At 57.1% G+C, this 22,753-nt stretch carries 26 protein-coding genes and 1 riboswitch; of the genes, 14 read left to right on the top strand and 12 right to left on the bottom strand.

Going from position 1 to position 22,753, the window contains the following annotated elements; translation table 11 throughout:
• Positions 1–20: 20 nt before the first annotated feature.
• From ACR0DE_RS18110 to ACR0DE_RS18090, 5 genes are all read right to left on the bottom strand, one after another.
• The gene (locus ACR0DE_RS18110) at positions 21–734 is read right to left on the bottom strand and encodes an alpha/beta fold hydrolase (RefSeq protein WP_170397608.1); all 714 of its coding nucleotides are present in this window, start codon (positions 732–734) and stop codon (positions 21–23) included.
• A gap of 11 nt (positions 735–745) precedes the next feature.
• Positions 746–1,534 carry a 3-oxoadipate enol-lactonase gene (pcaD, locus tag ACR0DE_RS18105; protein WP_170397605.1) on the bottom strand — a complete coding sequence of 263 codons (789 nt, stop codon included), beginning with the start codon at positions 1,532–1,534 and terminating at the stop codon, positions 746–748.
• Positions 1,535–1,609: 75 nt separating this feature from the next.
• Positions 1,610–2,584, bottom strand: coding sequence for a threonine ammonia-lyase (locus ACR0DE_RS18100; protein WP_480754608.1), 975 nt, complete (start codon positions 2,582–2,584; stop codon positions 1,610–1,612).
• Positions 2,581–3,408: an alpha/beta fold hydrolase gene (locus tag ACR0DE_RS18095; RefSeq protein ID WP_480754606.1), complete on the bottom strand. Its 828-nt coding sequence runs from the start codon at positions 3,406–3,408 to the stop codon at positions 2,581–2,583. The genes ACR0DE_RS18100 and ACR0DE_RS18095 overlap by 4 nt, the downstream gene beginning before the upstream one ends.
• Entirely contained in the window at positions 3,408–4,094 is a 687-nt protein-coding gene (locus ACR0DE_RS18090) for a haloacid dehalogenase type II (protein WP_480754604.1), read from the bottom strand. Before ACR0DE_RS18090 ends, ACR0DE_RS18095 begins: the two co-directional genes overlap by 1 nt.
• Before the next feature lie 124 nt (positions 4,095–4,218).
• On the opposite strand from ACR0DE_RS18090, the gene ACR0DE_RS18085 reads away from it, so the two are divergent.
• On the top strand, positions 4,219–4,647 hold the full coding sequence (locus ACR0DE_RS18085; protein WP_480754601.1) for an FKBP-type peptidyl-prolyl cis-trans isomerase: 429 nt from the start codon (positions 4,219–4,221) through the stop codon (positions 4,645–4,647).
• A gap of 11 nt (positions 4,648–4,658) precedes the next feature.
• Here ACR0DE_RS18085 and ACR0DE_RS18080 read toward each other — a convergent pair whose 3' ends face one another.
• Genes ACR0DE_RS18080 through fabA form a run of 4 tightly spaced genes read right to left on the bottom strand, consistent with a single transcriptional unit; the run spans position 4,659 to position 7,473 of the window.
• Positions 4,659–4,847 (bottom strand): hypothetical protein, encoded by a 189-nt coding sequence (locus ACR0DE_RS18080; RefSeq protein ID WP_170511296.1) that lies wholly within the window; start codon positions 4,845–4,847, stop codon positions 4,659–4,661.
• A 59-nt stretch (positions 4,848–4,906) separates the two neighbouring features.
• The gene (locus tag ACR0DE_RS18075) at positions 4,907–5,698 is read right to left on the bottom strand and encodes an enoyl-ACP reductase FabI (RefSeq protein WP_170397587.1); all 792 of its coding nucleotides are present in this window, start codon (positions 5,696–5,698) and stop codon (positions 4,907–4,909) included.
• Positions 5,699–5,703: 5 nt separating this feature from the next.
• Complete coding sequence (gene fabB, locus ACR0DE_RS18070; RefSeq protein ID WP_170397584.1) at positions 5,704–6,933, bottom strand: beta-ketoacyl-ACP synthase I; 1,230 nt, start codon at positions 6,931–6,933, stop codon at positions 5,704–5,706.
• Between the two features lie 30 nt (positions 6,934–6,963).
• Positions 6,964–7,473: a bifunctional 3-hydroxydecanoyl-ACP dehydratase/trans-2-decenoyl-ACP isomerase gene (fabA, locus tag ACR0DE_RS18065; protein WP_170397581.1), complete on the bottom strand. Its 510-nt coding sequence runs from the start codon at positions 7,471–7,473 to the stop codon at positions 6,964–6,966.
• Positions 7,474–7,660: 187 nt separating this feature from the next.
• Between fabA and irrA the strand changes: the two genes are divergently transcribed.
• Positions 7,661–8,077, top strand: coding sequence for an iron response transcriptional regulator IrrA (gene irrA / locus ACR0DE_RS18060; protein ID WP_170397577.1), 417 nt, complete (start codon positions 7,661–7,663; stop codon positions 8,075–8,077).
• Between the two features lie 3 nt (positions 8,078–8,080).
• On the opposite strand, the gene ACR0DE_RS18055 is transcribed toward irrA, so the two are convergent.
• Positions 8,081–8,977, bottom strand: a complete 897-nt coding sequence (locus tag ACR0DE_RS18055; protein WP_480754599.1) for a LysR family transcriptional regulator — start codon at positions 8,975–8,977, stop codon at positions 8,081–8,083.
• An 85-nt stretch (positions 8,978–9,062) separates the two neighbouring features.
• Here ACR0DE_RS18055 and ACR0DE_RS18050 point away from each other — a divergent pair, with 85 nt between their 5' ends.
• A complete protein-coding gene (locus ACR0DE_RS18050; protein ID WP_480754597.1) occupies positions 9,063–9,860 on the top strand; it encodes a phytanoyl-CoA dioxygenase family protein in 798 nt (265 codons plus the stop codon).
• A 3-nt stretch (positions 9,861–9,863) separates the two neighbouring features.
• Here the strand turns inward: ACR0DE_RS18050 and ACR0DE_RS18045 are convergent, their stop codons facing one another.
• A complete protein-coding gene (locus tag ACR0DE_RS18045) occupies positions 9,864–10,727 on the bottom strand; it encodes a hypothetical protein (RefSeq protein WP_480754594.1) in 864 nt (287 codons plus the stop codon).
• A gap of 120 nt (positions 10,728–10,847) precedes the next feature.
• On the opposite strand from ACR0DE_RS18045, the gene miaB reads away from it, so the two are divergent.
• The 10 genes from miaB to cmk all read left to right on the top strand — a co-directional run bounded on the left by miaB (position 10,848) and on the right by cmk (position 21,333).
• Positions 10,848–12,167: a tRNA (N6-isopentenyl adenosine(37)-C2)-methylthiotransferase MiaB gene (gene miaB / locus ACR0DE_RS18040; RefSeq protein WP_170626509.1), complete on the top strand. Its 1,320-nt coding sequence runs from the start codon at positions 10,848–10,850 to the stop codon at positions 12,165–12,167.
• 165 nt (positions 12,168–12,332) lie between these two features.
• A complete protein-coding gene (locus tag ACR0DE_RS18035) occupies positions 12,333–13,097 on the top strand; it encodes an outer membrane protein (RefSeq protein WP_170511305.1) in 765 nt (254 codons plus the stop codon).
• Positions 13,098–13,243: 146 nt separating this feature from the next.
• Positions 13,244–14,266 (top strand): PhoH family protein, encoded by a 1,023-nt coding sequence (locus ACR0DE_RS18030; protein ID WP_170404555.1) that lies wholly within the window; start codon positions 13,244–13,246, stop codon positions 14,264–14,266.
• 41 nt (positions 14,267–14,307) lie between these two features.
• Positions 14,308–14,802, top strand: coding sequence for an rRNA maturation RNase YbeY (ybeY, locus tag ACR0DE_RS18025; RefSeq protein ID WP_170511310.1), 495 nt, complete (start codon positions 14,308–14,310; stop codon positions 14,800–14,802).
• A 36-nt stretch (positions 14,803–14,838) separates the two neighbouring features.
• Entirely contained in the window at positions 14,839–15,723 is an 885-nt protein-coding gene (locus ACR0DE_RS18020; RefSeq protein ID WP_170397541.1) for a hemolysin family protein, read from the top strand.
• The gene (gene lnt, locus ACR0DE_RS18015) at positions 15,720–17,252 is read left to right on the top strand and encodes an apolipoprotein N-acyltransferase (protein WP_480754592.1); all 1,533 of its coding nucleotides are present in this window, start codon (positions 15,720–15,722) and stop codon (positions 17,250–17,252) included. The genes ACR0DE_RS18020 and lnt overlap by 4 nt, the downstream gene beginning before the upstream one ends.
• A 15-nt stretch (positions 17,253–17,267) precedes the next feature.
• Positions 17,268–17,316: riboswitch (SAM-SAH riboswitch) on the top strand.
• 5 nt (positions 17,317–17,321) lie between these two features.
• A complete protein-coding gene (metK, locus tag ACR0DE_RS18010) occupies positions 17,322–18,503 on the top strand; it encodes a methionine adenosyltransferase (protein WP_170511314.1) in 1,182 nt (393 codons plus the stop codon).
• Between the two features lie 92 nt (positions 18,504–18,595).
• On the top strand, positions 18,596–19,306 hold the full coding sequence (gene trmB, locus ACR0DE_RS18005) for a tRNA (guanosine(46)-N7)-methyltransferase TrmB (protein ID WP_480754589.1): 711 nt from the start codon (positions 18,596–18,598) through the stop codon (positions 19,304–19,306).
• 69 nt (positions 19,307–19,375) lie between these two features.
• Entirely contained in the window at positions 19,376–20,722 is a 1,347-nt protein-coding gene (gene aroA, locus ACR0DE_RS18000) for a 3-phosphoshikimate 1-carboxyvinyltransferase (RefSeq protein ID WP_480754587.1), read from the top strand.
• Entirely contained in the window at positions 20,719–21,333 is a 615-nt protein-coding gene (gene cmk / locus ACR0DE_RS17995) for a (d)CMP kinase (RefSeq protein WP_170397526.1), read from the top strand. Before aroA ends, cmk begins: the two co-directional genes overlap by 4 nt.
• Positions 21,334–21,359: 26 nt before the next feature.
• Here the strand turns inward: cmk and ACR0DE_RS17990 are convergent, their stop codons facing one another.
• On the bottom strand, positions 21,360–21,836 hold the full coding sequence (locus ACR0DE_RS17990; RefSeq protein WP_170397523.1) for a YHS domain-containing (seleno)protein: 477 nt from the start codon (positions 21,834–21,836) through the stop codon (positions 21,360–21,362).
• A gap of 219 nt (positions 21,837–22,055) precedes the next feature.
• Between ACR0DE_RS17990 and ACR0DE_RS17985 the strand changes: the two genes are divergently transcribed.
• On the top strand, positions 22,056–22,592 hold the full coding sequence (locus tag ACR0DE_RS17985) for a hypothetical protein (RefSeq protein ID WP_170397520.1): 537 nt from the start codon (positions 22,056–22,058) through the stop codon (positions 22,590–22,592).
• Positions 22,593–22,753 lie beyond the last annotated feature (161 nt).

The following is a 22,753-nucleotide window of genomic DNA, read 5'->3' as shown; positions in this document are numbered from 1 at the left end:
GGGACATCGACGGTGGCTGGCTACATTCGTTGCGAGATCTGGTGCATCAACCCGGCAAGATGCTCAGGATGCGAAAAAAACGGCGAGTGAGAGCTGTCTATCGTGAGGTGCATATCAGGGTCCGCACAACCCGCCATCTCGGCCTGATATTCGGTTGGAACGATTCGGTCATCGGTAGTTCTGATGTACCCTTTTGGAACGCGCGCGAAGTTATCGCCGACGTCTAGTGGGGTAGTCTGCGGTGCGATCGCCTGGGGGCACAGGCGCGCGAATGCATAGGCAACCACCTCGCGCGCGCAGTCGTGATAAAGCAGGTCGTGCACCTGATCCGGTACCACCGAATACGACAACCCGTCGCCGGATACTTCGACGGCATTTCCGATCAGTTGGCGTGGGGCTCGTTTGCGCATTTCGACCATAGATAGCCCGGATTTCGGAACATAGGCACTTAGATAAATCACACCTCGCATGGCGTTCGGGTCGGTCTCGGCAGCCGCACTTACTGGATATCCACCCCACGAGTGCCCTAAGATGATGGTCTTTGGTGTCGAAGCCTTCAGCACGGCATCTCTGCACGTTCCAAGGGTGACATCGCGGATAGGCGTCGGGTCCGAGCCGTGGCTTGGCATATCGATGGCGCGGGCGGTATGTCCGAATGTGGTCAATTCCGGGATCAGATCGCGCCAGCACCAGGCACCGTGCCAAGAGCCATGTACAAGCAAGAAATCTGCCAACAATCCCTCCTTCAAATATGTCCGATCTCGGTCAGAAAATCACCAATCAATTGGGCAAAGTCCTGAGGGCGCTCGACGCAGGGCAGGTGGCCTGCCTTTCGGATCAGCGCAAAGCGTGAACCAGGGATCAGATCGACCGTTTCGCGCACCAGATCGGGCGGGGTTGAGCCGTCTTCGCTGCCCGCAATCCCCAAGGTCGGCAGGCGCAATCCGCTGGTTGGCGTATAGAAATCGGTGCCCGAGATTGCAGCGCAACAGCCCAGATAGCCATCGACCGGTTGTCGGACCATCATGTTGCGCCAAAGCGTCATCTCGGCGCTGGCGCGAAATGATTTCGAGAACCACCGATCCATGGTGGCATCCGCCAGTGCCTCGATCCCGCCGGTACGGACAGCATCCATACGATGCTGCCACATCTTGGGAGTGCCGATCTTGGCGGCCGTATTCGACAGCACCAGCGCGCGGATCTGATCCATACGCTTGACCGCCAGGCCCTGCGCAATCATGCCACCGACGGACAGACCCACGAATACGCAATCCTTGACTTCTAGATAATCCAGCAATTGCTCGGCGTCGCGCACCAGATTTCCCATGGAATAGGGCGCTGAAGGTGCTGATGACAATCCGTGCCCGCGTTTGTCGTACCTAATGATGCGCAGGCCTTTGGGCAGTAGCGACAATATCGGGTCCCACAGCCGCATATCCGTACCCAGTGAATTAGCAAACACGATGGGGGCGCCAGCGGCGTCGCCATCAATTCGGTAGTGTATCCGAACATCTTTGAGGTCAGCGATATGCATGTTTAGCGTCCCCGTCTGCTCAGGGTGTCGGTTAAAACGACTACGACCGGATTTTGCACCGGCTGTAAGCGATTGTCAGGTAAGGAATTCCAACGCCCGTTCAAAGATCTGCGGATCCACGTTGCCGCCCGAGGCGACTACGATCACCGCATCCCCATCAATCTGATCCTTGCGAAACAGGGCGGAGGCCAGCGAAACAGCTCCGCCCGGTTCCAGCACGATCTTCAGACGCAGAAACGCAAGGGCCATGGCGCGTAGTGATTCCTGTTCAGATACCGACAGACCAGGGCCGCAAAGCCGCTGTAGGATGGGAAAGGTAATCTGCCCCGGCTGTGGCGTCAGGATTGCGTCGCAGATATTTCCCGAAGTAGCGTCGTTGCTTTGGATCGTCCCGCTTGCCAGCGAGCGTTTCACGTCTTCGAACCCTTCAGGCTCGCATGGACGAGGGCGCAGACCGGGCGCGTGACGCTCTAATGCCAGCGCTATACCAGATGTCAGCCCGCCGCCGCCACAGCAGATCAGCACGTCACCTTCGGTCACGCCCAGCGCCCGTGCCTGACGCGCCAGCTCCAGTCCCGTTGTTCCCTGGCCAGCGATCACTTGCGGTTCGTCATAAGGCCGGATCAAGGTCAAACCGCGCTCGGCAGCCAATGCCTCGCCGATGTCTTCGCGGCTTTCGCTGGCGCGGTTATAAAGGACGACCTCACCGCCCAGCGCGCGGGTGTTTTCAATTTTCAGCTTTGGCGCATCCGACGGCATGACGATGACGGACGAGATTCCATGCTGTGCCGCCGCATAAGCAACACCCTGCGCGTGATTGCCCGAGGAATAGGCGATGACGCCCCGATTGCGCGCCGCCTCATCTAATGCCGAAATAGCTGACCACGCGCCGCGAGATTTGAAGCTGCCGGTGTGTTGCAGGCATTCGGGTTTGATCAGAACGCGGCGACCCGCGATTTCATCCAGGAAAGGCGATGACAGAAGTGGTGTCTCGCGCACGTGACCTTTCAGCCGCTCGGCGGCGGCTTCGATCATGTCTATGTTGCTCATTTGGCGTCCAGTATCTTGCGGATCAGGTCTAGGGATTGAGGCTCGTTCAGGAACGGGACATGTCCTCGGCCCGGCACTTCGGTCGAGATCAATTCGGGGTGGTGTGCGTGCATCATTTGCACTGTGGCCGCGCTTAAAAGGTCAGAGTTTGCGCCGCGGATCACACCGGTGGGGATCGTACGCAGGGCGTCGAACAAAGGCCACAGGTCCGGTGCCGGGGTGATGGCGGCCTGCTCGATCAGCGCTTGTCGCAATGCGGGGTCATAACGCAGCTGTAGCCCGGTATCGGTTTGAATGTATTGATGTTCTACCTGCAGTTTCCAGACGTCCTGAGCGATGCCCGGGAACTGTGGCGCCATCATCGTTTGCAGGACCTGCGCAGCCTCATCATAGGATTGTGAACTTGGGGGATTGCCGACATAGTCCATAATCTTGGCAATGCCGGCGGGTTCGATTACCGGGCCAACGTCATTTAATATCACACCTGCCAGCCGGTCAGGATGGCTGGCGGCCAAGGCCATGGCGATCAGCCCTCCGCGTGATGTGCCCAACAGGGTCACCTTTTCCAAGCCCAGTTGATCCAGCAGATCAACCGCATCCAGCCCCTCGCGCAGGATGTTATAATTCATGTAGTTCGCATCAAAATCGGACTTGCCGCGCCCGCGATAATCCATCGCAATCATACGAAGATCACGCATATGTGGCGCAAGAAATGAAAAGTCGCGGCAGTTGCGCGTCAAGCCAGCCAAGCAAAGCAGAGGATGGCCCGTGCCGGTATCTTCATAGTACAGGCGTTTGCCGTCCGAGGTGGTGAAATATGCCATCAAAGCCCTGCCAATTGAGGGATCGTCGTCAGGTCTGGCAGCACATGTGCAGGTTTCCACGGCAGACGGTCCATTGGCTCGCCAGCGCGGTTGACCCAAGCTGTGACAAATCCATAGCCGCTTGCCCCGGCAGCGTCCCACCCGTTTGAGCTGACGAACAGCACTTCATCACGCGCGCAGCCGAAGCGGTTCTGCACCAGATCGTATACGCTGGCATGGGGTTTGAAGACCCCCACGCTTTCGACCGACAGAACATCATCCAGCACATCACCGATCCCGGCAGACTGCACCGCCCCGTTCAGCATCGGGGGTGAACCGTTGGATAGGATGGCGGTCTGCAACCCACCGGCCTTCAGCGCCTTCAACATATCGGGGACCTCGGGATAGGCCTGCAATTCCCAATACAAATCGAGCAGACGCTGCCGAAGGGTGTTATCCCCCTGAAGGCCTACCGCTTCCAAGGCCCAATCCAGCCCATCTTGCGTGACATCCCAAAAGTCACAATGCGCATCAGCGACAGCACGCAACCAAGTATATTGCAGTTGCTTTAAACGCCAGTGATTGGCCAACTCGGGCCATTTATCAGCCAACGTTTCGAACTCCGGTTCCGCTGCGGCCTGCCTTGCGGCGGCGGCCACGTCAAACAGAGTGCCATAAGCGTCGAATACACACGTGGTGATAGCCATCCGATCCTCCCCTGATCGGGCGCAGGTAAACACAACCGGTTCCGGGGTTAAAGAGGGCAGGGTTTACAATGCTGTGTCAGCCTCTAGGCTGCGCCGTTCATTTCTTTTCAGGCCGGAGGCCATCATGACCGCAATCAAACAAGGCGACACGGTTCGCATCCACTACACCGGAACTCTGCTGGACGGCAAAGTCTTCGACAGTTCCGAGGGGCGCGATCCGTTGGAGTTTGCGGTTGGTTCCGGGCAGATCATACCCGGTCTGGACGCTGCCCTGCCGGGCATGGAGATTGGCGAGAAAAAGCGTGTCGAGATCGATTGCGTTGACGCCTATGGCCCGATCAATCCGGGCATGCGGCAGCAGATCCCGCGTGAAGGCATCCCGGATGACATTCCGCTTGAACCCGGCACGCAGTTACAGATGCAAACTCCTGACGGTCAGGTATTGCCAGTGACTGTCGTCGAGGTAGATGAGGCGACAGTGACCTTGGATGCAAATCATCCACTAGCGGGGCAAGATCTGGTCTTCGATATCGAAATCGTTTCGATCAACTGATGCTGATTGGATCAAAGGCCCGGGATATGTGACAACAACGGCTCAATCGCATCGCGCACGGGCGGTTGGGTCAGAAACACAAAGGCAATCAGCAGCGATGTGAGAATCAGCAGCAAAAGACGCGCACGTCCGCTTCCTGATTTGCGTTTCAAAGCTGGCGAGCGCGCGTTGCTCGCAAGGATCTGTTCAAGTTTGCTCATATCGTAATCCCTGCGGGGCAAAGATGTTCAAATCTTGGCAGCCGCAGGGAAAGATATGGTCACATGGCCTCTGGCTGGGGCATGCCCAAAATATGATACCCGCCGTCGACGCGGATGATCTCACCCGAAGTATAGCTGCCGGCGTCGGACGCAAGATACACAGCGGTGCCTCCGACGGCCTCCAGCGTGGCATTCGAACGCATCGGTGCGTTCTGGTCGCAGAACTTGTAGGTCTTGCGTGCACCACCAATAGCCGCACCTGCCAATGTTTTCATCGGGCCGGGCGAGATGGCGTTCACGCGAATACCCTCGGGGCCCAGATCGTTCGCCAGATAGCGCGTCGCCGATTCCAGCGCAGCCTTGGCGACGCCCATGACATTGTAGTTTGGTACAACCTTGTTCGATCCTTGATAGGTCAGGGTCAACAATGTGCCGCCATTGTCCTTCATCAGCGGATAAGCGCGACGGGCAACTTCGATGAACGAATAGGCCGACACATCCAGCGAGTGTTTGAAGTTTGCCCGCGTGGTGTTCAAGAATCGACCGGTCAGTTCGGACTTGTCCGAATAAGCGATAGCGTGGACAACAAAATCTATTGTTGGCCAGCGGGCGGACAACTCGCCAAACGCGCGATCCAGTGAATCATCATCGGTCACATCCGCATCGACCATGAAGTCGCTGCCCAAGCTTTGGGCCAGCGGTTCAAGCCGTTTGCCAAACGCCTCGCCCTGATAGGTGAAAGCCAGCTCAGCGCCCGCTTCGTGCATGGCTTTGGCGATGCCCCACGCGATAGAGCGGTCATTAGCCACGCCCATGATCAGGCCGCGTTTACCCTTGAGAATATCCGACATCTTGTTCACCCGTTATACTTCGACAGAACCATGGATCCGTTGGTGCCGCCAAAGCCGAAGCTATTGGTCATCACGCTGTCCAAGCCTGCGTTTTCAACCACTTGAGTTGCAATTTCACCGGGCAGGATGCCGTCGGCAAGTGTGTCGACATTGATCGACGGAGTAATGAAATCATGTTCCAGCATGAGCAGGCAGAAGATCGCCTCAAGCGCCCCCGCTGCGCCTTGCGCGTGACCGGTCATCGATTTTGTCGATGAAATCGGAGGCACACTGCCTTCACCAAAGATACGGCGTACGGCTTCGACTTCTCCGACGTCGCCCACTGGGGTCGAGGTGCCGTGGGCATTGATATAGCCGACCTTGCGGCCTTCGGGCACGGTCGACAGCGCCAGACGCATCGCGCGCTCGCCGCCTTCGCCGGATGGTGCCACCATGTCGTGCCCATCAGATGTCGCGGCATAGCCGGTTACTTCGGCATAGATTTTCGCACCGCGCGCCAGCGCATGCTCGAGGTCTTCCAAAACCACGATGCCGCCACCGCCGGAAATCACAAATCCGTCGCGGTTCTGATCGAATGCGCGCGAGGCTTTATCAGGTGTGTCGTTGTACTTGGACGACATCGCACCCATCGCGTCGAACAGGCAGGACAGGGTCCAGTCCAGCTCTTCTCCGCCGCCCGCGAACATCACATCCTGCTTGCCCAGCATGATCTGTTCAGCCGCATTGCCGATGCAGTGCAGCGAGGTCGAGCAGGCCGAGGTGATCGAGTAGTTGATACCTTTGATTTTGAACGCGGTCGCCAAGTTCGCAGAAATCGTCGAACACATGCACTTTGGCACTGCAAACGGGCCGATCCGTTTGGTTGCGCCGGTTTTCAGCACGGTTTGGTGCGCGGTCAACATCGCGCTGGTCGATGGTCCACCCGAACCGGCCACCAGACCTGTGCGCGGATTGACCACCTGATCTTCGGTCAGCCCGGCGTCCGCGATGGCCTGATTCATCGCGATATGGGCATAGGCAGCACCCGGACCCATGAACCGCAGGGTCCGCTTGTCCACGTGATCGGCCACATCGATTTTCAGCGAACCGGCGATTTGGCTGCGAAAGCCGTGCTCGACCATTTGTTCGCTTGCTACGATGCCGGATTTGCCTGCTTTGAGCGAGGCGAGCACCTCTTCGGCATTGTTCCCGATCGAGGACACAACCCCCAGACCGGTGACGACTACTCGACGCATGTGCGTACTCCTTATTGCGGCCGGTCAGGCTCAGGCGTCTGACAGAACGACCTTCATATCCTTGACGTCGTATATCAATTCGCCATCGGCTTCGACGATGCCATCTGCCACACCCATGGTCAGGCGGCGCGTCTGGATCGCCTTTTTGAAATCAATCTTATAGGTCAGCATCTTCCGGTCCGGGCGCACCATGCCGGTCAACTTGACCTCTCCGACGCCAACGGCCATGCCACGTCCTTGCCAGCCGCGCCAGCCGAGGTTGAAGCCGGTCAGTTGCCACAAACCGTCCAGGCCCAGACAGCCGGGCATGATCGGATTGCCAGGGAAATGGCAGTCAAAGAACCAAAGCTCAGGTGTGATATCGAATTCGGCCAGCACATGACCCTTGCCATGCGCTCCACCGTCGCCGGAAATCTCGGTAATGCGGTCCATCATCAACATCGGCGGAGCCGGCAACTGCGCGTTGCCAGGGCCAAATAGTTCGCCGCGGGCGCATTTCAGCAGATCGTCCTTGTCAAAACTGCTCGGGAATTGGGCCATTCTGCCGCCTCTCCTGCCTGGGTCCGTTTATTACATCTGGCCTCGTCTATCACCCGTATGCAAGGTCCTGCAAGACCAGCACTCCATATCTTGTTGTGACTACAATATTCTTTGCGAATGAATTTCATTTGAAATTGCAGGCAGGGCGCACTTATATTAAGGGCAGCAAAACACAGGTATCGGATTCATGACACCTCAGAGCCGTGAGATCGCTGCAAATTGGTTGGTTGACGCAGGTTTGCGCCCCACGCGCCAAAGGGTTGCTTTGGCCGAATTGCTTGTGGGCGACGGTCTGCATCGTCATGTGACAGCGGAAAGCCTGTTTGAATCCGCAAAAGCCAAAGGTGACGCGGTTTCGCTGGCGACCGTATACAACACATTGCGGGCGTTTTGCGATGCCGGGGTGCTTCAAGAGATCACTGTTGACGGGTCCAAAAGCTACTTCGACACCAACACGCATGACCATCCGCATTTCTATTGGGAAGACGAAAGCCGTCTGAGCGATGCACCATCCGACCAATTGGTGATCCAACAATTGCCGGAAGCTCCTGAAGGCGTCGAAATCGCATCGGTCGATGTGGTGATCCGCCTGCGGAAGAAGTAACCTCTAATCCTTACACAACAACGTAACCAACGCATGCTCAGCCTGCGTGATCATCGGATCTGTCGGCCCCGTGCCATGCCGTGCCAATACAACAGATTCGGTTGCATCTGGATCGGTGATCGGCAGGCTTATCACGCGGACCTGATCATAACTGAAGCCGTTTTTAGGGCTGGTATAGCTTATCCCGATGCCTTCCCCATGAGCGGCCAGACTGCGCGAAAGCTCCAATGATTCCGCTCGGTGCGAGATTGTGGGGTTCAGACCTTTGCGTCTAAAAAGCGCGAGTACATGCTGTGCAGACAAACCCTCTTTAGACAGAATCAGTGGATATGACGCTAGCTCGGTCAGGGTGAGCTGATTGGCCGCCGCCAGTGTATGATCAGGTGAAAGCAGAGCGTGTGGAGTGCTGTCGAACAACTTCTTGCAGGAAAAACCGGCATCCATGCCGAGGTCATAGGTGAGTGCAAAATCGTATCTGCCATCGATCAAGCCGGAAATCAGGCCTTCGAACGTCTCAACCCCGTGTGTCAGGGCGACGTCGGGCAAAGCTTCTTGCAGGCGGTGCAGAGATTGGGCCAGAAGAAAGGGTGCCAGATCGACAAAGCATCCCAGGCGCAATCGGCGTTCGCCGGTTATCGGCTGCTTTGACTGTTCCAAAAGCGCAGCTCGCTTCAACAAGGCCTCGGCCTCTTCGATGAATTTGCGGCCCTGCGGGGTCAGCGCCATCGCGGCACCCCGTCTTCGGGCAAACAGTGGATATCCCAAACGTGATTCGACCCGGGTCAGCGCATTGGACAAGGCAGGTTGCGAGACATTTAGGCGTTGTGCCGCAGCAGACAGGCTGCCATGCCGACCGATGGCGCAAACATATTCGTATTGGCGTAGAGTGAGGTATAACATAGAGTTAATACCTAAATTGAAAGATATGATTTGAACAGATGTCTTATTCATGCGCAGATCGGGCGACAAATCTAAGGAGACCGCAATGACTCACCCTCTTGTTTCTCAGGCCATGATCGACAACTTCCAGACGGACGGCGTTGTGTTGGTCAAAAGCCTGTTCGCCGATCATATTGAAACCCTACGGGCCGGGGTTGCCGCGAATATGGCCGAGCCGGGTCCTTATGCTTCGGAGAACAGGAAAGATGGCGAAACCGGCCGTTTTTTTGACGACTATTGCAACTGGTCCCGTATCCCGCAGTTTCGTGAAGTGATCGAAAAATCTCCTGCTGCTGAAGTAGCGGCCGATCTCATGCAGTCGCAATCCGTGCAAATGTTCCATGACCATGTTCTGGTGAAGGAACCCGGAACCTCAATGACAACGCCGTGGCATCAGGATGGGCCGTACTATTTTGTGGATGGTCAACAGAATATCAGCTTCTGGTCACCGTTGGATCCGGTGAAACAAGCGACTTTGCGCTGCGTTGCCGGTTCGCACCGCTGGGAAAAAGAAGTGCTGCCTACCCGCTGGGTCTCGGAAGAAGGTTTCTTCCCCGACGAGGGGCAGTACATGCCGATTCCGGACCCAGATGCCGAAGGGATGAAGATTGTAGAATTTGAAATGGAGCCCGGTGACGCAGTGGCCTTCAACTATCGCACGCTACACGGGGCCCGAGGCAATACTTCCGATAGCCGACGCAGGGCATTTTCGCTGCGATTGGTTGGTGATGATGCACGTTATGTCGAGCGTCCAGGCCGGACTTCGCCGCCATTTCCGGGACATGAAATGGTGCCGGGGCAGCGGCTGCGCGAGGACTGGTTCCCAGTTCTGCTACAGCGTTAGAACCTAGAACCACTGGCCCGATTCGATCAGGCCCAGATCCAGCAATTGGCGCGAGTCCCACTCGAACGGAGTTGAATGGTTCCAGCAGAAGTTTGAGATATCAAACGTCGATCCGGCGTTCGTCTTCAATGCTTTGGCCGCCCGGAACGAACAGATCGCGGCGGTCAGGTTGTTGTGCCACGGGCAGGCGTAGGTGTTGTATTCCGGCTCATTGAAAGTGTGATCAGGCAGAAGTTTCAGATCGGGTTTTGCTTTGAACAGCGAAATCCGATCGATACGGCGCCGTTCATACGGGATATGATCTTCGAACCGCCAGCGCAGACCACCAGACATATCCAGTTGCCGCTCTAGCGGCTTGCCAGATGCGTCATGCCGCGTGTGGGCGTAGTATCCGGTCTTGTCCAGCATTGCGTGATCGGGGGCCACTCCGTTTGGATAGGCCGTCAGATCATTCGCATAAAGATCGATCACATGGGTCAGCATGGCCTGGCGCCGTTCTTCAGAATGGAAGGCCAGTAACTCTCCGACCGAGCGGGTCTCGCAGAAAGGGTAGAACAGATATTCAGAGTTGTAGCAGTAGTATACCCATGCACCCTGAGCCGCCTGAATGATCCGATTGACGGCCTCAAATACGACGGTTCTGGGCGCGCAGGTCATCGTCACTCGATGAACCCTTTCCTCCAGCGCTTCATCCAGCGTGAATTCCTGGGGCAGGAATGTGATCACGGATTTGAACCCCAGCTTCAAATGATGGTGCAGCGTCCCTTCTAGCTCGACATCATCTTCGGCAAATATCAGTGCCACGGGTCCCTTGCTCAGGATCGACCGATCGGAATTCAGAAGGTGATCAAGGGATTCGTACTGCATCGTTGGTTTCGTTGCCGCCTTGCTGGAAATTCCCGCCAAATTCGGGTAATTGCGCCAGCATTGCAAGCGGCGTTCGATACGTATAGACGACGCCGATCCAGCGACTGCAAAGGCCAACCCATGTCTGAACCGAAAAAGCTGTTTATCAAGACCTATGGCTGTCAGATGAACGTCTATGACAGCGAACGCATGGCCGAAGCGCTGGGCGGGCAGGGCTATGTCGAGACCAAATCGCCCGATGATGCGGATATGATCCTGCTCAATACCTGCCACATTCGAGAAAAGGCAGCTGAGAAAGTCTATTCCGAACTGGGCCGTTTCAAGGGCCTCAAGGCGGAAAAGCCGGACCTTAAAATCGGTGTCGCGGGTTGCGTCGCTCAGGCCGAAGGCGAGGAAATCATCCGCCGCCAGCCGCTTGTCGATCTGGTGGTGGGGCCGCAAAGCTATCATCGCCTGCCCGAGATGGAGGCGAAGACGCGCGCGGGTGAAAAGGCGCTTGATACCGAGTTCCCCGAAGAAGACAAATTCGAAAAGCTCAAGAACCGCCCCAAGGCCAAGCGCGGACCGACGGCATTTCTGACCGTGCAGGAGGGGTGTGACAAGTTCTGTGCCTTCTGCGTTGTGCCCTATACACGCGGGGCCGAGGTCAGCCGCCCGGCAGATCGCATCCTGCGTGAGGCCCGCGATCTGGTTGAGCGCGGTGTGCGTGAGATCACGCTGCTGGGGCAGAACGTCAATGCCTATCACGGGGCTGGACCGGACGGAGACATGACCCTTGCCGGTCTGATCTGGGAATTGAACAAGGTCGACGGGCTAGAGCGCATACGCTTTACCACCTCGCACCCGAACGACATGGATGATGCGCTGATCGAAGCGCATGGCACCTGTGAGAAGTTGATGCCATATCTGCATTTGCCGGTGCAGTCGGGGTCGGACAAAATTCTGAAGCGGATGAACCGCAGCCATACGGCTGAAAGCTATCTGCGATTGATCGAGCGTATCCGAGAAGCGCGCCCCGATATTCTGATGTCCGGCGATTTCATCGTGGGCTTCCCGGAAGAGACGGAAGAGGATTTTCAGGCCACTCTGGATTTGGTCGAAGAGGTCAAATACGGCTACGCCTATTCCTTCAAATACTCGACGCGACCCGGCACACCTGCAGCAGAACGGCCACAGGTCGAGGCCGAAGTGGCGGATGCACGCCTGCAGCGCTTGCAAGGGTTGATCACGCGCCACCAGCGCGAGATTCAGGACTCGATGGTCGGAAAGACAGTTAATGTCCTGTTTGAAAAGCCTGGGCGGCAACCGGGCCAGATGGTTGGAAAATCCGAGTATCTGCATGCGGTTCACGTCGCTGACGCTGATATCGCGAGCGGCGACTTACGTAAGGTAAGGATAAAATCGTCTGGCGCGAACTCGCTGGGTGGTGCGTTGGTCTGATCCCTTGTGGCTGGCCCGCAAAGGGTTTTCGCCTTGAAATTTAACCCTTGATTTATGGCTTGGAACTATGTTCCGAGGAAGGCTAGATTTTTCTGGGCCGAATTTTGGGTGTCGACAAACGCACCGACCCCGCCTGACGGCCCGCCTTTGCGGAGGGTACGAGTAGTGAGCTGGATACGTTTTCCGAGTGTAAACCTTTCCCGTGTTTTGTCGGCGACTGTCGTGTTTCTATCTTGCGCTGCCCCGACTTTGGCCGGCGATGTCGTCGGGGAAGTCACTGAGCCCGACGTAATCTCGTCTCAGCGTTTCGCGCGCGACGTCAATGCGTTCTATCTGGGGGTCAGCGCCGGACATGCCTCGGGCGGTTCGGACGAGTTTGGCCTGCGCGTGAACGACGGAGACACGTTTGCTGCGGGCGACCTTAAGCCAAGCGGAAATTTCGCAGGTTTTCGCGGTGGCTGGCGCGGCATTCTGCCAGCCAGAGGTGGGCGCGACTATGTGTATGGGCTGGAAGTCGGCTATGACTTTGGCACGCTCGATGACATCACCTCGTCCCGATCCGGTGGGGCAGAGGTCAGCGGCAGATCCGCGATCTCGGATGTATTGTCCATCCGCCTGCGGAACGGGCTTACCAACCGCAGCGGCAGTGTCCTCTATTTCGTGACTGTGGGTTATGTCCGCGGCGATATCACCACGTCAGGCTCACTAACTGATGCAAGCGGGACAAGCCGATTTGAGAGCGAGGACCGCCGACAAGGTTTCTCGGCCAGCTTGGGCGCTGAACACAAACTGAACGAAAATTGGTCGATCACCGGCGAGATCGAGTATCTGCAGTTCGAATCAAAAACGGTCGAACTGGGTCCGTCATTCTCGACCAAATCGACGCCAAGCTATCGCGGACTGCGGATCGGGTTGAACTATACATTCTGATATCCGCGCGATTGGCGTTTAAAGTTGGCTGTTTCAGCGTTCATCGGCGCATTTGTCATGAGGTGTGCAAATTTTGAAACTGCCGCTTGCGTCTACCTCTTCAGTTTGTCTACGCTCAAGGTGAACCGCCAAGACAGGAGAACGGATTGGCCATCGGTGCCCTGACCCCACCGCAAGATGACATGCCCCAGCGTGAGGCGCTTGTTGAATTTCCAGACAACAGATTATTGATCGATTTGTGCGGAGAGTATGACCGCAACTTGACCGATATCGAACAGAAGCTCTCGGTGCAGATTGTGCGACGCGGCAATCAGCTTGTCGTGCTGGGCGACGAGGATTCGCAAAAGCAGGCGATTGAGGTTCTACAGGCCCTCTATACACGGCTCGAAGGTGGGCGTGATGTGGAAGCCGCAGATGTCGACCGCGAGTTGCGCATGGGCAATTCCGAGGTCGGAACTGGCACGCGCGATGGTGACCAGCTTGAGATGTTCAAGGGTGGCACGGTCGAGATCAAGACACGCAAAAAACTGGTCGAGCCGCGCACCGACGCCCAGAAGGCCTATGTGCAGTCGCTGTTCAACAACGAACTGGCCTTTGGCATTGGTCCCGCGGGCACCGGCAAAACCTATCTGGCCGTTGCGGTCGGGGTGTCCATGTTCATTGGCGGGCACGTTGACCGCATCATTCTCAGCCGTCCGGCGGTCGAGGCCGGTGAAAAGCTCGGTTACCTGCCCGGTGACATGAAGGATAAGGTCGATCCCTACATGCAGCCGCTTTATGACGCGCTGAATGATTTCCTGCCCGGAAAGCAACTTGCCAAGCTGATCGAAGAAAAGCGGATCGAGATTGCTCCGCTTGCCTTCATGCGCGGTCGTACGCTGGCAAATGCATTTGTGGTGCTGGACGAGGCGCAGAATGCCACAACGATGCAGATGAAGATGTTCCTGACCCGGCTTGGTGAAGGTAGCCGGATGGTTATTACCGGCGACCGGTCTCAGGTTGATCTGCCGCGCGGTGTGCAGTCGGGTCTCAAGGATGCCGAACGGTTGCTGAAAACGATCCCGAATATCAGCTTCAACTATTTCACCTCGAAAGATGTCGTCCGCCATCCGCTTGTCGCCGCCATTATCGAGGCGTATGAGGCCGATGCGGGGCGCGAAACCGGTTAACTTTCAAGGCGCCGATTGAAGCTGGGCTCGGAGCCAAAGGTATGAATCTGGAAATCACGCTTGAGGATGATCGCTGGCGCGGGCTGGAGCCTTTGGCCACGCGCGCAATTGCTGCTGTTCTTGAGTATTGCGATCTTGAGGCGGATCAATGCGAGATCAGCTTGCTGGGCTGCGATGATGCACGGATCGTTGAGTTGAATGCTGAATTTCGTGAAAAATCCACGCCGACCAACGTCCTCAGCTGGCCTGCCGAAGAACTGGCCCCGGATCGGGCGGGAGACACTCCGCCGGCTCCGCAACCTGACTTTACTGGCGAAATCGTGCTGGGCGACATTGCGATCTCTTATGACACCTGCGCGCGCGAAGCAGCTGAAGCCGGCAAAAGCACCGACGATCACGTGACGCATCTGATCGTTCACGGTACACTACATTTGCTGGGGTATGATCACATTCGTGACCTCGACGCCACTTTGATGGAAAGGGTCGAGGTCGAGATACTTGGCAAACTGGGTATAGATGACCCATATAATGTATGACATGGGCACCTTTGCCCGATCATTTGGAACAGGATAATGGGCGAAACAGACGGCAGTTCTAGGGCGGCGCATGGCGCGCATTCTCAGAACAGCAGCAATGACAGCGACGAGAGAGGCGGGCTTTTTTCTCGACTCATCGACGTATTTTCTTCTCAGGGCGAAGAGACCAGCCAGCTAAACGGGGCAGAGGTCGTCAGCGCTCAGCCAAGGGGCATGATCAACCTGCGCAGAATGCGGGTCGAAGATGTTGCGATCCCAACAGCCGAAATCGTATCGGTCCCCTCGACAACCCCGAAAGACGAACTTGTCCAGATTTTCCGCGACAGCGGCTTGTCACGCATTCCGGTTTACGATGGCACTTTGGATACGCCCTTGGGGTTTGTGCATCTCAGGGACTTTGCGCTGACTCATGGCTTTAACGGCAACTCCTCCGAGTTCGATCTGAGGTCGATGCTGCGGACATTGCTGTTCGTGCCACCATCGATGCCAATTGGCGTTTTGCTGACCAAGATGCAGACAGAACGTCGCCATATGGCTCTGGTGATCGATGAATACGGTGGAGTCGATGGTTTGCTGACTATCGAAGATCTGATTGAACAGGTTGTCGGAGAAATCGCCGACGAACATGATGCCGACGAAGATCAGCTATGGATACAAGAGAAACCCGGCTGCTACGTGGTTCAGGCGCGTGTACCACTTGAAGAGTTCGAGGCCGAGATTGGCCGCTCTCTGACCAGCCACGAAGATGTAGACGAAGAAGAGATCGACACATTGGGCGGTTTGGTCTTCATGCTCTCGGGGCGGGTTCCGGCGCGTGGTGAGGTTGTATGCCACCCCGAAGGGCCCGAGTTCGAGGTCATTGACGCAGACCCGCGCCGCATAAAACGGTTGCGTGTCATGCTGCCGGATATTGTTGCATGAACCCTGCCGAGGGGTGGCCCTTTTGGCTGCGGTTGGTGCTGGCGGCGCTGTTGGGTGTCGCAGCGGCCAGTGGTCAGGCACCATTGGGATATTGGCCAATAAGCTTGCTGTCGCTGGTGCTGATAGCGCCGTTGTATCTGAGCACTGAGACAAATCGCCGAGCGGTTTTGCTGGGTTGGGTCTTCGCAACGGGCTATTTTGCGCACGCATTAAGCTGGATTATCGAGCCGTTTCTGGTTGATTTCCAACGCCATGCGTGGATGGCCCCTTTTGCTCTGATCTTCTTGTCGGGCGGGTTGGCCTTGTTCTGGGCGTTGGCCTTCGGAGTTTCGAAACGCATCGGTGGAGCGCCCGTCTTGCAGGGGGCTTTGCTGTCTGTCACGCTGGCGCTGGTCGAGTTTGCGCGTGGCTACATTCTGACCGGATTTCCTTGGGCAGGCATCGCGCAGATTTGGGTGGATACGTCGTTTGCCCAGACTCTGTCACTTGTCGGCCCTTATGGATTGGGAGCGCTGACACTGCTTGCCGCATTGCCATTGGGCGCAGCCTTGTTCAGCAATCGTACCCGAAGCGGCATCGTTGTACCTATCGCGTTGACCGCAGGCTGTGCGGCCTTGGCTTTGCTCTATGCAGCGAACCGACCTCCTGTCATGCCCTCTGGTCATATCGTGCGGCTGATTCAACCCAATGCACCCCAGCACCAGAAATGGGATCCTGCCTATGCGTCAGTGTTTTTCGCACGCCAACTTGAATTCACAGCGGCCGAGCCCCGCCCGGACCTGATCGTCTGGCCGGAAACGTCGGTCCCGGCATGGCTGGGCAGCGCACAGCCCTATCTTTCAGCCATTGGCGAAGCGGCACAGGGCACCCCGGTGATCCTGGGCATTCAGCGTGCAGATGGGCAGCAGATTTATAACTCGATGATCTATCTAAATGAGGAGGGTCAGCAAGACGGGCTATACGATAAACATCACTTGGTGCCCTTTGGGGAATATGTGCCATTTGGTGAAGTGATGGCAAGGTTCGGCATCTACGGGATGGCCGCAACCACAGGGAATGGCTTTAGCGCGGGACCGGGTGCCGCATTGATGGATGTAGGCGTGCTTGGCAAGGCGCTGCCGCTGATCTGCTACGAGGCGGTTTTCACGCAGGATATTTTATCCGCGCCGGATCGTGCGGATTTTCTTTTGCAGATTACAAACGACGCTTGGTTCGGAACGCGTTCCGGCCCGTATCAGCACCTCGCCCAGGCGCAGATGCGTGCAATCGAACAAGGCCTGCCGATGTTGCGCTCGGCCAATACCGGAGTTTCGGCAATGATTGACCCAGCGGGGCAGATCACCGAGGCGCTGGCGCTTGGGCAGGCGGGGTTTATCGACGCCGAATTGCCGCGCCCACAAACTCCGACCGTTTATTCCCGAATTGGTGATAGTCCGGTATTAGTAGCTCTATTGGTGCTATTCGCGCTGCTATGGCGACACACCCGGCGCGTAAACGACCAAATTCCGATTGACCCTGTCAAACGCTAAGCGTATTCGGTCGCACGCCTGTCACAACGGCTTCCTGACGTGGTGGGGTAAACTTAATGGAGCACATTCATGTCCCGACAGAATTATACTTTTACTTCGGAGTCCGTTTCCGAAGGACACCCGGATAAGGTCTGCGATCGTATTTCCGATGCAGTACTAGACGCATTCCTGCGCGAAGAACCCGAGGCCCGCGTTGCCTGCGAAACTTTTGCCACCACGGATCGCGTGGTAATCGGCGGTGAAGTGGGTCTGTCGGATCAGGACAAGTTGCATGATTATATGGCGCATATCGACGATATCGCGCGGGCATGTATCAAAGATATCGGCTACGAGCAGGACAAGTTTCACCACGAAACCGTCGAAGTGACGAACCTGTTGCACGAGCAGTCGGCCCATATCGCGCAAGGCGTGGATGCTGCCGATAACAAAGACGAAGGTGCAGGCGATCAGGGCATTATGTTCGGCTATGCCACGACCGAGACGCCAGCGCTTATGCCTGCACCGATCCAATACTCGCATGCTATCCTTCGCCGTCTCGCTGAAGTTCGCAAAAATGGTAGTGAACCCGCCCTTGGCCCGGATGCAAAATCACAGTTGTCTGTTATCTATCGCGACGGCACGCCAGTCGGTGTCAGCTCAATCGTGCTGTCGACGCAGCACATGGATGAGGCGCTGACCTCGGGTGATATTCGCGCCATTGTCGAGCCCTATATCCGTGAAACCCTCCCTGACGGCTGGCTGACCGCCGAAACCGAATGGCACGTGAATCCCACGGGCAAGTTCGTCATCGGCGGTCCGGATGGTGATGCGGGTCTGACCGGTCGCAAGATCATCGTCGACACTTATGGCGGTGCAGCACCTCACGGTGGTGGCGCATTCTCGGGCAAAGATCCAACCAAGGTGGACCGCTCGGCGGCTTATGCAGCGCGTTATCTGGCCAAGAATGTCGTTGCTGCAGGGATGGCAGAGCGCTGCACCATTCAGTTGAGTTATGCGATTGGGGTGTCAAAGCCCCTATCGATCTATGCCGACACGCATGGAACTGGCCAGATTGCCGATGCAGTGATCGAAAAAGCAGTTGGGCAGGTGATGGACCTGACTCCGCGCGGAATTCGCCAACATCTGCAACTCAACAAGCCGATTTATCAGAGGACCGCTGCTTATGGCCACTTTGGTCGTGAACCCGATGCGGACGGCGGATTCAGCTGGGAGCGCACCGATCTAGTGGACGCGCTGAAACAGGCGGTCTGATTAAAAATTAGAAAAACGCGCCGGTTTCGGCGCGTTTTTTGCAAGCGGGCGACCACTTGCAACAATTTCAGCCCCGCAGTATGGGCTGCGCCATGAGTACAAAGACCCCAAAACGCCCGCGCAGAAATTTTTATGGCCGCTTTAAGGGCAAAACCCTGAAGCCCAGTCAAAAGACTTATCTGTCGGAAGATCTTGCTGCCTTGTCCCCCGGTGCGGTGGATTGGGACGGTAATCCTGAACGCGATCCGCTTGATCTCGACGGTCTATTCAGAGGCAAGCCTGTTTGGCTTGAGGTCGGCTTTGGCGGCGGTGAGCATCTGGTGCATCAGGCTCAGCAAAACCCGGATATCGGCATCATCGGAGCCGAACCCTATATCAATGGTGTTGCGATGCTGTTGGGTAAAATCCGTCAGGCCGGTGTTGAAAACCTTGCCGTACATCCCGGGGACGCGCGAGACTTGTTCGACGTTTTGCCAGAAGCCAGCATATCGCGCGCTTTTCTGCTCTATCCCGATCCATGGCCCAAAACACGGCATCACCGCCGTCGGTTTGTCACACCTGAACACCTGGAGCCCTTGGCGCGCGCGTTAAAGCCAGGGTCGATCTTTCGCGTTGCCACAGACATCCCTGACTATGTGCGCCAAACGCTGGAAGAGGTGCCGCGGGCGGGCTTCGAATGGCTGGCCGAGCGCCCTGCCGACTGGCGTGAGCCGTGGGATGACTGGATTTCCACGCGCTACGAACAGAAGGCGCTGCGCGAAGGCCGTACACCCCATTACCTGACCTTCCGCCGCAAAGACTGATTGTCGCTGGACCAACCGGCCCCAATTCGCTAATCGGCCTGAGGACTGATAGCGAAAACAGGAGCCCCCATGTCCGGACACGGCACGCCCATCCCGATGACGTCGCAGCCTTGCGGCCCGCTGACAGGCACCGCAGAGGTGCCCGGGGACAAGTCGATCTCGCACCGGTCCCTGATCCTGGGGGCAATGGCTGTGGGAGAAACCAAGATATCGGGCCTGCTGGAAGGCGAGGACGTATTGGACACCGCTAAGGCCATGCGTGCCTTTGGAGCCGAAGTATCGGATCATGGCGGTGGCGAATGGTCGGTGCATGGCGTAGGCGTTGGTGGTTTTTCCGAACCAGATCAGGTAATCGATTGTGGCAATTCGGGCACTGGCGTGCGCCTGATCATGGGGGCGATGGCGACTTCTCCGATCACAGCGACCTTCACCGGAGATGCGAGCCTGAACAAACGTCCGATGGCGCGGGTCACCGATCCGCTGGCGCTGTTCGGAACGCAATCTGTCGGCCGAGACGGTGGACGTCTGCCGATGACCATTGTCGGAGCTGCGGACCCCACCCCGGTGCGCTATGAGGTGCCTGTGCCTTCGGCGCAAGTGAAATCCGCCGTTCTGCTGGCAGGGCTGAACGCTCCCGGCAAGACCATCGTGATCGAGAAGGAAGCGACCCGCGATCATTCCGAACGGATGCTTGCGGGCTTTGGTGCCGAAATCACGGTCGAGGACACGGATGAAGGGCGCGTTATCACGCTGACCGGTCGGCCCGAGCTGAAGCCACAAGTCATCGCCGTGCCGCGCGACCCGTCCAGTGCGGCCTTCCCCGTCTGTGCCGCACTGATCACACCGGGCTCGGACGTGTTGGTCCCCGGTATCGGCCTGAACCCAACCCGCGCAGGCCTGTTCACCACGCTGCGCGAAATGGGTGCCGATCTGACCTACGAAAACAAGCGCGAAGAGGGGGGTGAACCGGTTGCCGATCTGCGTGCAAAATACTCGCCCAACATGAAGGGGATCAATGTCCCGCCCGAGCGCGCGGCATCGATGATCGATGAATACCCGGTGCTGTCTGTTGTGGCCGCAAATGCGACGGGCACAACAATGATGGGCGGCGTGAAAGAACTGCGCGTCAAGGAAAGTGACCGGATCGACGCAATGGCCCGTGGCCTGCGCGCCAACGGTGTGACCGTGAACGAGGGTGACGAATGGTGGTCAGTCGACGGTCTCGGCATCGGCGGTGTGCCCGGTGGTGGGACCTGCGAAAGCTTCTTGGACCACCGCATTGCCATGTCGTTCATGGTCATGGGGATGGGGGCTAAAAAGGCGGTTTCGGTGGATGACGGCGGACCGATCGCAACGTCGTTCCCGATTTTTGAGCCTTTGATGGCCGCGCTCGGTGCCAAGGTCGAGCGTACATGAGATTCACCGTAGCTATCGACGGCCCTGCGGCGGCGGGCAAGGGGACGATTTCCAAGGGCGTTGCCGCGCATTTCGGGTTTGCGCATCTGGATACCGGTCTTCTCTATCGCGCGGTGGGGCGTCGTATGCTGCAAGGTGACGAACCGGTTGCAGCGGCAGGGTCCCTGACAGCAGAAGAATTGCAGCAGGGTGATCTGCGTACGGCTGAGATCGCACAGGCGGCCTCGAAAGTTGCGGTCATTCCTGAAGTCCGAAGCGCACTCGTTGATTTTCAGCGGGCGTTTGCCCGTCGCGCCGGAGGCGCCGTGCTGGACGGGCGCGATATTGGAACCGTGATTTGCCCAAACGCTGAGGTCAAACTGTTTGTCACCGCCAGTCCCGAAGTCCGGGCGGAACGGCGATATCTTGAGCTTTCGGCCAAAGGTTCGGACGTGTCACGCGAACAGGTGCTTGCGGATGTCAAAGAGCGTGACTCACGTGACGCGGATCGCAACACTGCGCCGATGAAACCTGCAGATGACGCCGTGCAGCTTGATACGTCAAACCTGAGCATCGAGGCCGCATTGGCACGGGCGCTCGAAACGATAGAACAGAACCTGCCCGCAGCCTGAAGTGGCTGCGGACAAGGGTCCGTCAGTTACAATTCACCAACTGCGATGCTCTTGATATTGGCCCACTGGTCATCTGCGGTTTTAGCGGTGCCGGTGACGTCTTTCAGGAAAGCAGCGCGGGTATCAGCATTCAGGAACAGATACAGCTTGCCGTCTGCGATCAGGTACTGATCCGGGTCGCCGTCGAACTTTTTGCCAACAGACACCCCGAACGAACAATAGCCACCGTGCTGGGGCAAGTAAGCCGCCGGATTGGCCTCGAACGCTTCAAGGTTTTCCGCGCTGGTGAAGTAATAGGATGCGCCGTCATAAGTCGCCGAATGATTGGCGAAGCCTTCTACCGGATTGCCATTGTTGACAAGCGCGACCAGATCGACGCCATGGGCTGCCAGGGGTGCACCAGCCGCCGACAGGCCTTTGGAGACGTTGATTTCGTCTGCGGCAAAAGCCGGAGCTGCCAGGGCCAGAGTTGCGGCTAATGCAGTAAGTGCGAGCGATTTCATAGTAGGGGTCCTTTCCCTTTTTGGTTCAAGGCTCGGGTCCGCCCCAAGCCGATGTAACTAAGTTAGAAAAGGTTATTCGGACGGGTAATCGCAGATAGGTCATGAGATTTTGCAGATCGTCCAAAGATCAGAGCGTTTTGCAAAAACTGTTCACATAGCTTTGTTTGGCCACCTGTCCGATGGCCGCCTAAGCTTGTTGGACAACCGTAGGAGTTGCCCATGATCAGACTAGCCCTGTTTTTGTTCTTTCTTGCAGGTAGCGTAGCTGCGCAGCAATCAGACGCGCCGGTGCCCGAGGCCGAACCTCCAATGACTTACGAGCGTCTGGGAAAAATCATCTTTGCGCTAGATCCCGAGGCGCAACCGATCGGGCCGGGGTTTGAGTTGACGATATCTGATGTGACGGTGCTGGTTGTCACCGATACCAATGCTGACCGCATGCGGGCGATGGTCGCGATCGGCAGTGCTGCGGATTTGTCGCCAGCCGATTTGCAACGGATGATGCAGGCAAATTTCGACAGCACGCTGGATGCGCGTTATGCGATCGCAAATGGCACCTTATGGGCTGCGTTCATTCACCCGCTTTCGCTGTTGCAAAGGGATCAGTTGATCTCGGGTCTGGCCCAGACTGTGAATATCGCCAACACCTATGGCACATTGTACACCGGTGGCGCGGCGGAATTCGGAGGGGGCGACAGCCATGATCTGCAGCGTGAGTTGATCGAAGAACTACTTAAGAAGGGTGAGGAAATCTAACACTCCGCTAAAACAGGTGCGCAGCCAGAAATCTGACGATGAATGTGCCTGCGGTCCTTGGCGTCATAGGCTCTAGCTGGATGCTGGAAAGCTGTTATAGTCCTTCCACAGCTAAATAAGGGAAAGCTGCTACGAAATCCCCAACACTCAAAAAAGGGGGA

The sequence above is a fragment of the Ruegeria sp. C10 genome, assembly GCF_056537805.1.
The sequence above is the reverse complement of the archived record's forward strand: the minus strand, read 5'-3'. Positions and strand labels throughout refer to the sequence as shown.